Below are 16049 nucleotides of genomic sequence, written 5' to 3'. Positions count from 1 at the left end.
ATATAAAGTCATTACCAATCCTTATCAGATTTTATTGTTAAATCGTAGGCTAAAGGCTCTTCAATAATTTTTTTAATCTCTTCTAATTTATTAGTTTTTCCAAGCGTCCACATCAATTTTGCTATGATGGCTTCCGTATTCATATCTCCAGACAATATTACTTGATGTTGTGCCACTTTCCGTCCTACTTCATAGAGAAGTATGTCTTCTCCTTCTTCCAGGCATTGAGTAGTAATCACTACAGCAATCCCCATTTCAGTCAACTCTTGAATTTTCGAAAGCAAGTTCCTTCCTTCAAAAGGTAATCCACCGTTTCCAAAACTTTCAATAATAATCCCTTTATACAAACCTTTTAAACAATCAAATATCTCTGGCTTTGTACCTGGATACAATTTCATAAGAAAAACATCCGTACATAAATTAGTATTTATTGAAAGTTCATTATGTGAGGAAGTTGGCTTCCAATGATATTTCACTTCATCTTCATTTACTTCAGCAACATATGGAGAATTCACACTTTCAAATGCATCATAACTTTTTGTTCGCATTTTAACTGCTCTCGTCCCAATAATCACCCTACTATCAAAAACAATAAACACACCGCCAACACTCTCACAGGCAAACCTAAGAGCATCAGCTACATTTTTCTTTGCGTCTGTCTTTTTAAAACTAATAGGTACTTGTGAACCTGTTAAAACAACTGGTTTTCTTAAACCTTGCAGCATATAAGATAACGCAGAAGATGTATAAGCTAACGTATCCGTTCCATGTGTAATCACAAACCCGTCATAGTCATCATAGTGATTAAAAACAGCATTAGCTATTTCTTTCCAGTGCTCAGGTTGCATATTGGTACTATCAATATTCATTAAGATTTTGCAATCTATTTCTAAGTTTCGAGAAGACTTCGAAAAATAATTCAATAATTCCTCAGCAGACAATCCTGGAACAAGCCCCTCATTCCCCTCCACAGATGCAATTGTCCCACCAGTTGCAAGTAATAAAATTTTCTTCATACACAACCCCTCCATAAAATAAACAACAATATATCGTTCGCGTAATGCGTATTTATATTTATCATTATAGAACTTAATTTAAATTAATCAAGATTTTGTATTCAATACGCGTACTTTTTTCTATTCTTGATTCTTTTTCTATGTTATAATTAATTTAATAAAATTAGATGGGGTATGAGACGAATGCTGGAACGTTTATCTAAATTAAGAAAAAATCAAAAATGGTCCCTACAAGAGACAGCAGATCGACTTGGGATTGCGAAAAGCACCTATGCTGGTTATGAAAATGGTTATAGATTACCTTCCTTACAATCTTTATCAAAAATAGCCGATTTATTTGATACGTCTGTAGATTATATATTAGGTCGAATTGAACATTCACATCCAAACAAAGATGTAATTGATATAACAAGACTCCTAAACGATCCAGATCCAACACTTTTAATAGATGGAGAAGCACTGTCAACAGAAGAGATAATAGATTTTATTGCTTTTGTGAGAAGTAAACGAGAACTAAGTTCCAAGAGAATAGAAAATATTGAACCAACATGTAAAAATTGATTCAATAAAAAACGAATACACTGCACTTTTAAACTAAAAAATACTTAGACAATTAATTTGTAAACGGTATATATAGGATTAGCTTTAGGAATATTATTAAAATGTAATTTATTTTATTAACTTTATATTTATAAATTACATTTTAATATTTTGCATATGCAAAATATTCTTCTAAAAACAAGGACTTCCCGCTATTTTAGCGTTACTTGCCCTTTTATCAGTCATATAGAACTAAAGCTTTTCAATAAAGGAACTCATTTGTAAAAAATACGCTATTCTTTCTGTAGATTTATAAGAAAGGATGGCGTTTTTGTATGTCTATTTCTGTATCGAAAGAATTTGGAAGTATAACAGATTTCAAACAACAATTAGCAAAGTATATAGAGTACTATAATCATGAAAGAATCAAGGGAAAATCAAAGGGAATGAACCCAGTATTGTACTAAGCTCATTCCCTAAAGGCTACCTAATAAACCGATCTTTCTAAATTTCGGGGGGCACATTCTAGTTGAATTGCTAAAAGCAACGAATTTACTACTTTAAAGTTAAGTGTTTAACCTTGAAGTACTTAATTCTTTTTTCCAGACAAAGCATACATTATATCTTGATGCTTTATTGTCCTCCTATAATTATGTGGTATCGGGAATTTGTTTCGTTGTTCTTTTATTATAATTACTGCAAGTGATAAAGCTACAAATATAAAAACGATTAACAAAGCATCTTAATGTTTATGAAATGCTTTGTTAATCGTTTCTCTTCTCCCTAATCTCCTGCGAGACTATATTTTTTTATTGAAATTTCCTATATCTTATTTGATTTATTTATTCTGTAACACCAGATTGGGTTACTTTTACATCAGCTGTTACACGAAAACGTAAATGTTTATAGGATTCTTCCCATTCTTGACTGTTCCATTTTCTTACGTGAGTTCTACCAAGCTTTCTAAGTCCTATAGGATCTGTGTCTTTTTTAATAAATCTCTTTATCAATGTAGTTGCCTTTTTTTCTATTTCTGTTTCCATAATTTTTTCTAATTTTTTTATTTCTTTAGGATTATCTAGATTTTTTGTTTTTGTAAATTCTTGAATTTCACCTTTAACTTGAATATAAGCATTTACGAATGGATGCTTACTATTTCCCGCCATCTTATATTTTGTTCTAGCCTTTATATTCTCTATCGTGGCGTACGTATTTGAAGAACCAGGTAGTTTGAATTGGTATGTACCTTGTTTAAAATTATCTGTCAACAATTTAAATACAAATAAATCTTTAGGGTTCACTTTATCAACCATTTTACATCTTTTAAAAAGTGCTATTCCATCTAACTCCAACACGTTACCTTTTTTAGATATCATCGGTAAATAAGAATCTCTCGCATCATCATTAAGTTGATTTAAAAACATAAAAAAATTTGTTTTTGGTTGCGTTCCATTGTCCATATTTTGCTCCAGTAAAGAGGATAGATAGGAAGCAATTTCTTTTTCTTTAGAATAGTTCCCCTTTAATAATGATTCCCCTTTTACATTTGTAATTGCTAAATAAATTGCATTTCCTACACTAGGATTTCGGTTCAAAGTCTCTAAAATTTCCTGCATTCCCTTTTCAATTATTTTTTCATTAAATATAATAACACGCAATTGCCCCAACTCTAGAGGTCCAGAAGACTTTTCGGATGCTCTTGCAAGAACTTCTCTACCAGTCTGGCCTGATGCTGAATAGATTTTCGTTTCACCTTCCCCGCCTCCTTTATAAGCTGAAATCGCAAAGGTTCCTTTTAGCTTACCTTCTGCTTCAGTATCATATGCCGCAACTTGAACTAAGTCAATGTCATCCACAATTTTCGTTTTAGCACACCCTATTAAGAAGACACTTACTATAAGGAAAAGTATCCATCGCTTCATGTTTATCTCCTTAACTTTATTTTGGCGGTTTGAATTAGCCATAATACAGGTAGGTATACATATATATATACAAAGCCAATTTGACCTGTCCAAGTATTTAATAAGTTAATTTTATTACGGTTATTCAAGAAAAATGATAAAACAAAGATGAACAGGATGATAACTGGCAAAACATATTTTTGCTTTATTCCCAGTGCCTCTTTTATACCACGACTTACTCCCCATAATGTAAAGGAAACGTTAGGTAATATAAAAAAAGCCCAGACAGAAACAATAATGTATTCAAACCGCTCTATAAAGGGAAATTGTATAATTTTAATCATGCTTAAATATGCCCATATTGCGCTCGCTAGTTGTTTTTCACTAAAAAACGCAAGAGTTAAAATCATAAGGTATGTGTAGACAATAGTCGTTACTAAATTTGCATAGTGCGCATATTTTTGAGACGTTCTTGCCTTTTTAATAAATGGGTAGTACAACAATAACATTTCAAATCCAAAAAAACTAAACATATTTCCTTTCATTCCTTTCATAATTTCTAGGAATGAATGCTGTGCAATTGGAAATAAATTTTGAAAATCTGCATACTGCAAAGGATAAAAAAATGTGAAGATTAGAGTGCTTGGGATCACGATTCCAAAGAAACCAATTCCAACAACTACACGAAATCCTCCAGTCACAATGTAATAACATAAGCCTAAAAAAGTCCCCGCTATAACCCAAGATGAAATGGAAGGAAACATCCAAACATGTACTACTTCGATATAAGTATGTAGTGTTGTTGCACCTAACAATACAATATAGGATAAAAAAATGAAGTTGAACAATCCACCAATCCATTTTCCAAGTACGTCTTGATTGATTGCAATGATATCTCCATTACCCTGATTTAAAATCTGATATATGATCCAAATCATAAGATTAACAGATATTCCAAAAAGCAGCGTACTAATCCACGCATCATTTCCAACTAATTTTGCACTAATCCTTTCAAAACCAAGCATACCAACCCCCATCTGTATAGTAATAATTAAAAAAAACACCATATATGGAGAGACTTGATACTCAATTGGGATCTGTTTCATAATGCTCCTCCCTGTTAATTTCAATCATCAAAATCATTTCGTGATTTGATTTTATTTTTCTCTACCTCTTCTGGATTAAAACGAAAACGCTGTTTAGATCTTGAAAAAATTGGGCGTCGGAACATCGTTGAGATTGGCAAACGGATAATGCTGTCTTTCCAATCTGTAGGGCGTGTAGGATAAAAAGGAAACAAATAAGGACGTCTTAATGATTCTGTACGTAATAAGCGTGCTAAAAGGAAAGAACTTGTTAAAACAATTCCTAATAAGCCCAGCAGGTGTGCAGATATTATAAAAGGAAAACGAATTACTCGAATTGTATTACCAATTCGATATATTGGTGCTGTAAATGAGCTAAGAGCTGAAAGTGCAACAATGATGATTAATACGTTACTTGTAAGACTTGCCTCTACCGATGCCTGTCCAATTACAATACCACCTACTATACCGACAGTTAGACCCACTTTAGTTGGTAAACGTGCCCCCGCTTCTCTCAGTAATTCAATCGTTATTTCTAAAAAAAGCGCTTCAATTAATGGAGGAAAAGGTACTTTACTTCTCGATATGATTAACGTTTCAAGAAGTTCTTTTGGAATAAGCTCGTAATGATATGTTAAGATTGCAACATATAATGGAGTCGTTAAGACAGAAAACATAAAAGCAAAAAGCCTTAATAGACGAAAAAAAGAGGCAATAATCCAAGGCATGGTGTAATCTTCTGTCGTAGAAAAAAAGTCAATTAATGTTGTTGGAAGAGTGATGGCATAAGGCGAGCCATCTACAAAAAGTGCAATTTTCCCTTCTGCTAATACAGCTGCCACACGGTCCGGACGTTCTGTATTCAAAAATTGAGGGAATATAGAATTTGGGTTGTCTGCAATTAACTGCATCAAATAAGTACTATCCAAAACATGGTCTGTTTTTATTTGACTTACCCTTTTTATAATTTCTTGTAGATTTTGATCATTTACAATTCCCTCAATAAATACAATCGCAACAGTTGTGTTAGAGAGAGAGCCTACTTTCAATTCCTTCATTTGTAAATAAGGTGTTGGGAGCTTTCTACGTACTAAATTTAAATTTACATCTAAATCTTCGACAAATGCGATTTGCGGACCCACAATATTGTATTCAATTTCAGCTTTTGTAATATCCCTTTTTTCTTTCTTTGACACATTTACTAACAAACAATTTAGTTTATCTGTATCGAACTGAATAAGTATATAGCCATTTAAAATACTATCCTGAATATCTTCAATTTGATTTGTTATTTTTGAATTCTCAAAGGATAAGACAGACTGAATATCTTGTAACGAATCGAAACTTTTCTCTTTTATATACGTCAAAACCTCTTCATGAAATATATTTACATCGATTAATGTTCTAAAATATGAAATGACTATAGAGGAATTATTAGAAGCAATTTCCAACGTTATAAAATCTTTAGATTTTTTTAGTAATTTCATTAACTCCTGTAAAGATTCTATAGAGTAAACAGATACTCTTTCATACGGTTTCAATTGATAATACCCTTCCTTTCAAAAAGAAACTATATAGTTTTCAGGAAATTGCTATTTTTAAAATTAGGGATGGTGATATGTAAGTATACTTATTGAATTAATAATAACGTCTTTGAAAATAACTTAACCAAAATTAGTTAAAAAATGTATTAAAAGTAAAAACCAGAAATGTTTTCGAGCATAATTACAATATTAAAAACATCCTTTCTTTTGGTTCTAAAGAAAGGATGTTTTTATAACAGACTTTTTCAAGTGTCTATTCTATCGGGTACATTTACCAGTGTTCTTCTCTTTATTATTTCATTAAGTAACATTAGCATTACATTCTGTATGGTTTCTTAAAAAATTTCAGTAAAAGAATATATTAATTTTGAAGTGTACAAATAGGAAGAGTGACTTCAACTGTAGTTCCCTTATTCACTTCACTCTCAATAAATACCTTTCCCTGATGTGTTTCAATGATTTTATAACAGATCATTAACCCTAAGCCAATCCCCTCTTCTTTAATACTATAAAAAGGTTCTCCAAGGTATGGTATACGTTCTTTTGGAATCCCACACCCTTGATCGATAAAACGAATACTTAATTGATTATTATCAAGTATATTTAATTGAATGAGAATTTCTCCTCCCATCGGCATAGATTCAATTGCATTTTTTAATATATTAACAAATACTTGCTTTAACTGATTTCCTTCACATGAAATTAATGGAATACCAGGGTTAAGATCGATTCTAATTTTTATATTGTTCATCATTGCTTGAGGTTGTAGTAGCATTAAAACTTGATCCATTAGCACACTAATGTCATTAGGTTGTATTTTTACCACCTGTGGTTTGGCTACCGCCATAAATTCAGTTGTAATGCTCTCTATACGCTCAATCTCTGATGATACTATATTAATATACCCCTGATTATTCTCATTTTCCGTTGATTTTAGTAATTGCATGAACCCTTTCATTGCAGTTAATGGATTATTAATCTCATGAGCCATTACAGTCGCTAATTGTCCTACAACAGCAAGTTTTTCAGATTTTCGTAATAATTCTTCTGTTTTTAGCCGTTCAGTGATATCACGAGAAATACTTAGGAAAACTTTTTTCCCATTTAAGTTAAAAACCCGAACACTAAACTCAGTTGTTATTACTTTTCCTGTTGGAAAAACATATTCATCTTGCAAAGTGAAGGAAGTTTGTCCCTTTTTAATTTTTTCTAATAACTTTACAATCATTTGAGAATCTTGTGGTACTATATTTGAAAATGATAATGAGAGCAACTCTTCTCTACTATATCCAAATCTTCTACACCCAACAGGGTTTACCTCAATAAATCGACTTGGAACATTATCTTCATTCAGCTCTACTACATATACCGCATCAGTTGCTTGTTCGATTAGTGCACGGTACTTCATTTCACTATCTCTTAATTGCTGGTGTAATCGATGCCGTTCTCTTTCTGCTTGTTTTCTTTCAGAGATGTCTCTACATATTGCTGATAAAGCTATAACATTTCCTCTTACATCTAGTATAGGAGAAACTGTCAGACTGATATCAAGAAGACTCCCATCGCTCCGTTGTCTAACAGTTTCTAATCTAGTAACTATCGATTCACCTGTTAGAATCTTCTGAATATCTTCAAGGGATTCTTCCATTAAAAAATCTGGTACACAAGGTAATCTCTTACCTATGATTTCTTGTGATGACCACCCAAATATCTTTTCATAAGCTTTATTGGCTTGTAAAATATGCCCTTCTCGATCAGAAATGGTAATAGCATCTAGATTGTGCTTTATAAATGATTCCAATAATTCTTTGGTAGCACTTAATTCTGATTCTACCTTTTTCCTTTCGGTTATATCAACTGCAGAACCAACAACTTCAATAACTTGTCCATTTCGTTTAATTGGCCTAAGTGCAATAAGAATAATAGTTTTATCATTTGGCCAAGGTAATTCAAATATAATTTCTTTTCCTTCCCATGCCTGAAGATAGTACTTCATCAATTGTGGAACTAAATGTGGAGGAATAATAGAAGCATCAATAGTACGTAAGCTTTTTCCTACCACCTGTTCAGAATAAAATCCGTTTTGATAATAAAACTGTCCATCACATAAAGTGTGTATAAAGTGCTTACCCACTTTTTTAAATTTAAAAATTCCTCCTTGAAGCTCATGTACGGTATCTGTAAGTTCTTGCTTCGATTTTTTTAATTCTCGATTCATTTTAGATAAGTCCTGTGTTAAATAATATAATCTCTGGTAGGCTTCCATAAGAAATAGCCCAATTAAAAGTCCTAACGCTATATATAATAAGCCTCCTGTGTAAAGTAATGTAGTATTAAATAATACGCCAACTAACCACTTTATTCCAATAAAAACAGAAAAATATAAAGATGCACTTTTAAAAGGATGTAGTTTTTTAAAATAAGTTTTAAAAGTAGAAAATAGAATCCCCATACCTAAATAAGCAATAACAGGAGGTTCCCAATACCCTCCAATGTAAAAGATACGCATTAAAATTATGCTAATTAACGTAATCCAACCAGCAATACGACCAAAGTAAATAAAAGATAGAATAAGAGGAACAACTCGAAGATCGTAGGAAAATCCCATGTATGGAAAAGAAAAGAACATTAACGTAACTGCAATAATCCCTCCATAGAGCTTTTCGAAATATCGACTAGAATTAATTGTAAACACTTGAATAAATATTGCTGCGCTAACTAATAAAGAAAAAATAGAAAGGTTGATGAAATAATCTTTAATAATCATGTAATGTCCCTCCTTGCATTAAGTGTATTCGACAAAAAAAGCTAAAAATCCTACAAATTGTATAAACAGTTCAAATGCATAAATTTTAAACTAGGATAAAATCTAGAAAAGTAAATAAGGGGCACAGCAGATGAGATATTTTAATGAAAAATAGTTCAAAAAAGATAATAGTAACCGTTGACTACTATTATCTTTTTCTTTAAGTTATCGTAATATGTCTAAAACTCTAAGGGACGTGGTATGTCGTTTCATCGAACAATCATTATGCGCTAAGTTCATGAATATAGAAATTTCATCTGTAATTTTTGAAAAATAACACAAAAAACAAAACTACCTTTAAAACTAGAAAAAGCCTATATAAATGTCAACTAATCTATGTACAAAAACGTTCACTTAATTTTGTATAAAATTACTCCACTTAGGATCTTAAGAGTTGATTAGAACACCTGTAGATACTTCAGGATAACTACATAATTGTATGAGTAATGCACTTGAAACCTTTCGTTAAAACCATACACATAATACAACTAACTCCTTGGTTCAATATTTACTTTTTCGTTGAACAAATTCTTTTTCTTGTGCAAAGTATTCTAGGATATAAGGAGATTTTTCAATTAACTTGGTGTCTAGTTTATTGTCCAGCTCCAATTACTTCGTTACTTTTCAGATTCAGTTCATTATATTTTGTACTTTGTCTTTATACACAACATATTCTTTACCATCCACTACTGCTACTACCGCAAATTCATCATTTGGATTGAATGAAAGCCAATCAGCCCACATGTTAGTATTAGCCCCTCCACTCCACATATTATGAACAGTGTTTTTAGTTAAATTCATAACTTTATAAGACGCATTTGGCGCATTTGTTCCAGTCTTTATTTCAAAAGTGTATGCGTTATGAATTTTTTTATAAAAGTAGAAAACGTTTGATGGACGAAGCTGATTCAAAAAATCCTGTTCTTTTTTCTCTGCAATTTTTATCCCTTCTTGCAAAGTGACAACATCTGTTTTTAATGTTTTCCAACTGTTTTTCGCTGCATTCAAGCTAGAAGTTAAGAATTTATATTTATTTTGATCAGCTTTTTGATCAGCTTTATCAATATGTCCCAGTACACCCGAATATTGAGAATCTAAATCCTCCCATTGTGTAGACATATAAGTAAGAGCAGTGATAGCACTATCAAGCATACTATGCATATCACTAATATTATGAAATGCAACTCCAACTACACGATTCAATGTTATTTTATAATCTACAGTCTGACGCAATTTTGCTAATTCAGGTTCTAGCCAACCTAACTTACCTCTTGCATCACCTATCATTATGCCACCAGCAATCAAGGTTGGAATAAAAGGGATTTTCACCATGTCTAACCCCTTAGATTCTATGTCTTTCTGATATTTTACTTGTCCTAAAAGGTCCTCTAGACGCTTTTGGTCCGCCTCCACATCAGCACCTTGGTTTTTTAAAATCGATTGCAATGTCTCTTTATGACTTCCAAATGTTCTAACATCTTCTCCAATAGCATTTTTTAATTGCATTAATTCTTCTATTAATGCTTTTGCAGACTTTTGATTTTGTTGAATTCCTCCCTGTAGATCTTTAATCCCTTTTTTTAAAGTATCTCCATTTCCAGTATTGATCGCCTCTACTAATGTTTCATACTGATTTTCAAATTTTGTATCGTATTCTATAATGCCTGTCAATGTATCAAAAAGTTGTTTTTTTACTTGTGTATTCCATGTAACAGCATGTGCTCTTGCATTCTTTTGATCTTGTACAATTTTACTAGGTAAATCTGCATTTCCATTAATAGTTATTCCTTCAAAACTCACATCTGGATTATGAATTAGCAAATAAGAATATTCATTCATAGCTTTTGCAAATAAACCAGCATCTTGCAAAGCTTTTTTCATCTGTTCTTCATTTGCTGAAAGAGACATATTTTCATTGTTCGTTTGTTCAATTTCAATTGCAAAAGTTTCTATTGGTATGACTGCATAAGTAGTTGTTATAGTTAAAAATGCTGATACAGCGAATAGTTTATTAGGGATTTTTTTTATCATTTCGTATTCCTCCTCTATAGGGTATGGTTTCAAGTTCTAATCTTCTTAAAAAGCGATGTCTTTCAAAATAAGTTCTACATCTTTTATCAGTATCGTTGGAACTTTCTTTAGCAGCCTTCAAATCATTAAGTATTAAAGAAAATGTATATAACCTGCTTCAAATTAACCGATTCTGTTGCAAATTTAAAAAAGCAATGAAACTACAAGCTTATTTTTTATTCGAATCATACTTATATAATTGAAAGGCGAAGTCTTTAATGAGACTCCGCCTTTCTGTTATATAAGGATTTATTAATTATTACTTTTCTGTTTAACAGTGTAATCATAGACTTTCTATGTTTTAGTTCACTTTACAACAGAATTAATATTTCCCTATTTTTGTGGAGTAACAGTTTCCACTTTTAATTCCTTTATTCCTTCTTTTAATGTAACAGCATCTGTTCGTAATGTTTTCCAACTTTCTTTCGCTGCATTTAAATTAGGTTTTAAGAATTTAAATTTATTTTGATCGGCTTTTTGAGCTGCATTCTCAATATGCCCTAGAACGCCCGAATATTGAGAATCTAAATCATGCCACTGCGTGGACATATAAGTAAGAGCGTTAATAGCATCATCAAGCGCCTTGTGCATTTCATTAATATTACTGTAAGCAACTCCAACTACACGATTTAAGGTTACTTTATAATCCACGGTCTGACGTAATTCTGCTAATAAAGGCTCTAATTTACCTAAATTATCTCTTGCTACTCCCACTATGATACCGCCAATTATTGGTAGACCCAAAATAGCACCCTTCATTACATTAAACCCATCAGATTCTAATTGTTTATAATAGTTTACTGATCCTAATACTTCTTCTAGACGCTTTTGATCGGCATCAACATCTGCACCTTGATTTTTTAAAATTGACTGCAAGAGTTCTTTATTACTTCCAAATGCTCTCACATCGTGTCCAATAGAGTCTCTTAATTTAGTTAATTCTTCTATTAGTTGTTGTGCATACTTTTGATTTTGTTGAATTTCACCTCGCAAATCTGTAATCCCTTCTTTTAAAGTTTCTCCATCCCCTGTATTAATCGCCTCTACCATTGTTTCATAATAATTGTCAAATGTTGTATCGTATTCAACAATACCATTCAATGTATCTAAAAGCTGTTTTTTTACTTTCGTATCCCAAGTAACAGCATGTGCCCTTGCATTCTTTTGATCTTGTACGATTCTACCAGGTAAATCTACATATCCATTAATGGTAATTCCCTCAAAATTCACATCAGGATTCTTAATTAACATATAAGAATAGGCATTCATAGATTTTGCAAATAATCCAGCCTTTTGCAAAGTCTCTTTCATTCTCGCTTCATTTGCAGAAAGAGCTGTATCTTCATTGTTCGTTTGTTCAATTTCACTTGCAAAAGTTGTTACTGGTGAAACTACATTAGCAGTTGTAATAGTTAATAGCGTCGATACAGCTAGTAATTTGTAAGGGATTTTTTTTATCATTTCATTTTCCTCCAATTTAGGTTTTAAATTTCAGTTCTACTCCTGTTTAAAAGCAATATCTTTTGAAATGAATTCTGCATCTTTATGAATATCATTCCAACTTTCTTTAGCAGCTTTTAAATCATCTGGTATTAAAGAGAATTTGTGGTCTTGCATAGAATCGATATTATCCAGTAAATCTGTATAATTTGCGCCCATTGTATTCCATTGCTTTTGAATATTTGTTAGAGACAATATCGCTTGATCTACAGTCTGATATAAATATGCCAATGTTTCTTTCGCGTTAGTAAGTGAAAGAACTGCTTGATTAGCACGATCTGCTTTCATACTTAATTCTCCGATTTTGTTAGAAATTTCATTATAGGAGTCCATATGCTTAGATGCTGTGACACCAGCCGCTGTTCCTAGACCGATACCAGCTGCGCCAAGAGCCGAGAGTCCACCAACAACAGCCGGTGTTGCTGTACCGCCAGTGACAACAATAACTACCGCTCCTCCAATAGCTGCAATAACTAAAATAGCTGCTCCCAATCCACCACCAATTGACCATGCTAATACATCATCAAAATGTTTTTTCTGAGTAGAACGAAGTTGCTCAATTTCAGCTTGGAGTTGTGGAATCGTTGCCTGTTGACCTGCTAATATTGCAGTTAATCCACCTTTCCCATCTGGACCACCAACATTATTTTTAAAATCTGTAGAATTTTGATATAGTTTCCCTTTGAAGTCTTGTAGCATCTTAATCACATCTGTAACTTCTTTTGAATTTGTATTGATTGTAGTAATTAAATCATTTATACCCTCTTTTAGACCTGCCTTATCTTTCTTTTGTACAGTTTCTACTAATGTGTCGTAATAATTTTGAAATTGTTCATCGTAGTTTACAATATTACGGGCCGTTTTTTGAATCTGTGGCTTTGCTGTATCTAACCAGTAATTCGCATTGATTCGTGACAGCTCTTGATTAAGGTGAATATTTTTGAGCAGCTCTCCTCCCTCTGGGCCTAAATCGATATTAGATAAATTTATATTTGGTTGCTTAATCATTGTTTTTGCGTATAAATCCATTACTAGAATATGAGACCCTGTTTCAGCCAATGCTTTCTTCAGTCCTTCGGGACCTAATGCATAATTTCCTACATTTTGTTCTTGAGCGGTCGTTTCTTGTGCAAATGCATGAATAGTGTTACCAGTAGTAGCAGTTATAACAGTGGCTAATGTAGCTAAAGTTAGTACTTTGAATGGAAATTTTTTCATGACTATTCTCCTTCTTTCGCTAAATAGTTATAATCTTTATGGATTATCCAAAAACGTAATATCAAAATTTATATACTTGCTCTTCGAGGTAACTTATTACATTTTTTAATTGTCTTAATGTATCTTTTTGAGACTGCTCGTTAGTTGTATCAACATTAGTAGATAATTTTGTAATGCTATTTTTTATTAAATTTAAATCTTCTTTATAGCGCTTTAGTAGCTCAAGTTCTACCTCTACTTGATTTGCAAACGTATGCAAATCATTTTGTGTAAGAAGAAGCATTGATTTTTGTAAATCAGCTATTGATAATTTCGTTGTTAAATCATATATTTTTTGATTTTGTTTCTCTAAATCATCTAAATATGCTCGCTGTTCTGCTGTTAATTTATTTACTTCAGCAAAAACGCCAAATGTTTTCTTAATCTTTTCGGTATCAATGACCTTCATCAGGTCATACTCTTGTGTTTTTGCTGCGGCTGCGGCTGCTATTTCACCTTGTTTGCTTTTCTCAATTGCTTCACGAGCTGCTTTTTTTGCTGATTCAATCTCTAGAGCAGTTTTACCTTGTTCTGTCGCTTCTTGCGCCGCTTTTTTCTCCGCTTCTAGAATAGAGTTGTTAATTTCTTTTCCTTTGTTATACGCTGCCACCCCTGCTTGAGCAGCTGGTTCAATAATTTCTTTTGAAAGACTATAAACTTCTTTGAATATAGCAAATCCCTGCTCATTTAAAGCTCCTGGTATTAATGCAATTTGCTGTAAATCATTTTGAATTGCTTTTTTGGTATTTAATATTTCATTTTTTAACTGATCTATTTTTCCTGTTCCATCTGTACTTAGTATGCCTTGCGCAGTTGCCACATTAGTATCAAAATCTTTTAATTTTTTATCAAGCTGTAATTTAAGATCTGTTAATTCATTGATTTGTCGTTGCGCATTTTCTTGATTCGTCATAGCCATTTCTTGAAGTACTTCAAGTCTATCCGAAAACCCTTCTCTATCTTCTTTATTGTCTACAAACGATTTTAATGTCGGGTAATAACTATTAAATTTTGTTACAAATCCTTTACTTTTTGAATTTAATAGAATTAACTGTGGATAGAGTTCCGATGACCATTCCTTCATATCTTGTTTGATTAGGAATTGATTCGTATTTAAAGCTGGGACTTCCTCTAGCTGTACATTAGGACTCATTAAAGATTGATCAATATACGTTTGGATTAATTTAGATTGCGCACCTAATTTTCGTAATGAAGAGGAAATATCCATGCCTTCCTGTTGAGTTTCCGCTTGAACGATTGGTGTTGCGAGAGTATTGATAGGAATAGTTGCTCCAGCTACAATGGATGTGACTAATAATCCTGTCATTATTTTAGTTTTCATTCCGTACACTCCTTTACCATTGTTTTTATAACTTAATTCATATAACTTGTACGACCGCTCTCTTTGTAAACTGGATAAGAAGGAGAAATCTTTCAGATACGTTAATATCGTTGTTTTTTACTTCTAATAGGATGTAAGGATTTTATTTATCTCTCATTTCGATACTCTATTTTTTAAAATATAAATAACAAAAATTTATTAACTATATTTGAATCAGGCACCTTATGAGTAGTAAATTATTAATTCTTTCCTAAAGTTGCGGTTTAACTTACAGAATCGTGAGGATCAATAAACCAATGCTTACAGTTAATCTTGTCATAACATTGTTTAATTTCAATTTGATAATATCCCTCTTAGTTTTGTCAGCAAACTCCTTACTAGACAACGAAAGATGAAATTATACTGTACATTGCTTATACTTTTATTGCGGAATAACTTCACTTTTGTTATGCAGAAACTTAGAACACGTTTATTACCAATTTGATTCTTGACCTCCTATAAATAAATTGACTATTTAGAAAATTATTAACGACATAATGTTACTTACAACTTCACTATAATTCCTATTAGGTAACCTTCTCCTTTCTGTCTGGTCATACCAGTTATGTTGTTCATTAAAACATTAAATTTTTAATGCGTAAATAGAAAAATTTTGTCGATTAAGCTCGATAATTTACTGTTAAATAAAAATATGCTCCGAAAAAAATTATATAAATATAGTTATTCGTAAATTTCATTTCTGTAATTGGAATGATTACAAATTAATGTGTATACGGTTAAAAATAACTATTTTAGCTCAACCAAGAAATTTTATTTTAGAAAAAATACTTATAGAATAATATAATAGGTCTTTTTATACTTTTTTACCTTTATTTAGTTATGTATAATTGCATAACATGTAGATATATTTAGTAATATATGTTATATTGTTGATTTTTTCACAAAACATTCCAATATCATAATTAATAAATATTTAGTATGAAGATAT

At 31.8% G+C, this 16049-nt stretch carries 10 protein-coding genes and 3 pseudogenes; 2 read left to right on the top strand and 11 right to left on the bottom strand.

Going from position 1 to position 16049, the window contains the following annotated elements; translation table 11 throughout:
• Positions 1-11 precede the first annotated feature (11 nt).
• On the bottom strand, positions 12-1016 hold the full coding sequence (gene ansA / locus FH036_RS01960; protein ID WP_139895239.1) for an asparaginase: 1005 nt from the start codon (positions 1014-1016) through the stop codon (positions 12-14).
• Between the two features lie 183 nt (positions 1017-1199).
• Between ansA and ansR the strand changes: the two genes are divergently transcribed.
• Complete coding sequence (ansR, locus tag FH036_RS01955; protein WP_000893565.1) at positions 1200-1577, top strand: HTH-type transcriptional regulator AnsR; 378 nt, start codon at positions 1200-1202, stop codon at positions 1575-1577.
• A gap of 332 nt (positions 1578-1909) precedes the next feature.
• Positions 1910-2023, top strand: a pseudogene (locus tag FH036_RS01950) (IS3 family transposase); the annotation flags it as partial.
• Between the two features lie 99 nt (positions 2024-2122).
• On the opposite strand, the pseudogene FH036_RS01945 reads toward FH036_RS01950, so the two are convergent.
• The 10 genes and pseudogenes from FH036_RS01945 to hblC all read right to left on the bottom strand — a co-directional run.
• Positions 2123-2253: pseudogene (locus FH036_RS01945) on the bottom strand (excinuclease ABC subunit C); the annotation flags it as partial.
• A gap of 145 nt (positions 2254-2398) precedes the next feature.
• The gene (locus tag FH036_RS01940) at positions 2399-3478 is read right to left on the bottom strand and encodes a Ger(x)C family spore germination protein (RefSeq protein ID WP_000832871.1); all 1080 of its coding nucleotides are present in this window, start codon (positions 3476-3478) and stop codon (positions 2399-2401) included.
• A gap of 2 nt (positions 3479-3480) precedes the next feature.
• Positions 3481-4563, bottom strand: coding sequence for a GerAB/ArcD/ProY family transporter (locus FH036_RS01935; protein WP_000809700.1), 1083 nt, complete (start codon positions 4561-4563; stop codon positions 3481-3483).
• 20 nt (positions 4564-4583) lie between these two features.
• Positions 4584-6083: a spore germination protein gene (locus tag FH036_RS01930; protein ID WP_098299345.1), complete on the bottom strand. Its 1500-nt coding sequence runs from the start codon at positions 6081-6083 to the stop codon at positions 4584-4586.
• A gap of 364 nt (positions 6084-6447) precedes the next feature.
• The gene (locus FH036_RS01925) at positions 6448-8853 is read right to left on the bottom strand and encodes a PAS domain S-box protein (protein WP_139895238.1); all 2406 of its coding nucleotides are present in this window, start codon (positions 8851-8853) and stop codon (positions 6448-6450) included.
• 432 nt (positions 8854-9285) lie between these two features.
• A pseudogene (locus FH036_RS27710) lies at positions 9286-9501 on the bottom strand (hypothetical protein); the annotation flags it as partial.
• 21 nt (positions 9502-9522) lie between these two features.
• On the bottom strand, positions 9523-10923 hold the full coding sequence (hblB, locus tag FH036_RS01920) for a hemolysin BL regulatory component HblB (protein ID WP_139895237.1): 1401 nt from the start codon (positions 10921-10923) through the stop codon (positions 9523-9525).
• A gap of 372 nt (positions 10924-11295) precedes the next feature.
• Positions 11296-12423, bottom strand: a complete 1128-nt coding sequence (gene hblA / locus FH036_RS01915) for a hemolysin BL binding component B (RefSeq protein ID WP_000591967.1) — start codon at positions 12421-12423, stop codon at positions 11296-11298.
• Positions 12424-12459: 36 nt separating this feature from the next.
• Entirely contained in the window at positions 12460-13680 is a 1221-nt protein-coding gene (gene hblD, locus FH036_RS01910; protein ID WP_044793035.1) for a hemolytic enterotoxin HBL lytic component L1, read from the bottom strand.
• A 61-nt stretch (positions 13681-13741) separates the two neighbouring features.
• Positions 13742-15061, bottom strand: a complete 1320-nt coding sequence (hblC, locus tag FH036_RS01905; RefSeq protein ID WP_044793037.1) for a hemolytic enterotoxin HBL lytic component L2 — start codon at positions 15059-15061, stop codon at positions 13742-13744.
• Positions 15062-16049: the final 988 nt, after the last annotated feature.

Origin of the sequence: Bacillus sp. CD3-5 (assembly GCF_006349665.1) — a bacterium.
In the GTDB taxonomy this organism is placed as follows: domain Bacteria; phylum Bacillota; class Bacilli; order Bacillales; family Bacillaceae_G; genus Bacillus_A; species Bacillus_A paranthracis.
This window is presented reverse-complemented; position numbering and strand designations above follow the sequence as displayed.

Excerpts from the sequence above, each read along its gene's own strand:
- ansR (WP_000893565.1), top strand. The coding sequence starts at position 1,200 with ATGCTGGAACGTTTATCTAAATTAAGAAAAAATCAAAAATGGTCCCTA.
- FH036_RS01935 (WP_000809700.1), bottom strand. The coding sequence starts at position 4,563 with ATGAAACAGATCCCAATTGAGTATCAAGTCTCTCCATATATGGTGTTT.
- hblB (WP_139895237.1), bottom strand. The coding sequence starts at position 10,923 with ATGATAAAAAAAATCCCTAATAAACTATTCGCTGTATCAGCATTTTTA.
- FH036_RS01940 (WP_000832871.1), bottom strand. The coding sequence starts at position 3,478 with ATGAAGCGATGGATACTTTTCCTTATAGTAAGTGTCTTCTTAATAGGG.
- hblD (WP_044793035.1), bottom strand. The coding sequence starts at position 13,680 with ATGAAAAAATTTCCATTCAAAGTACTAACTTTAGCTACATTAGCCACT.
- ansA (WP_139895239.1), bottom strand. The coding sequence starts at position 1,016 with ATGAAGAAAATTTTATTACTTGCAACTGGTGGGACAATTGCATCTGTG.
- hblC (WP_044793037.1), bottom strand. The coding sequence starts at position 15,061 with ATGAAAACTAAAATAATGACAGGATTATTAGTCACATCCATTGTAGCT.
- FH036_RS01925 (WP_139895238.1), bottom strand. The coding sequence starts at position 8,853 with ATGATTATTAAAGATTATTTCATCAACCTTTCTATTTTTTCTTTATTA.
- hblA (WP_000591967.1), bottom strand. The coding sequence starts at position 12,423 with ATGATAAAAAAAATCCCTTACAAATTACTAGCTGTATCGACGCTATTA.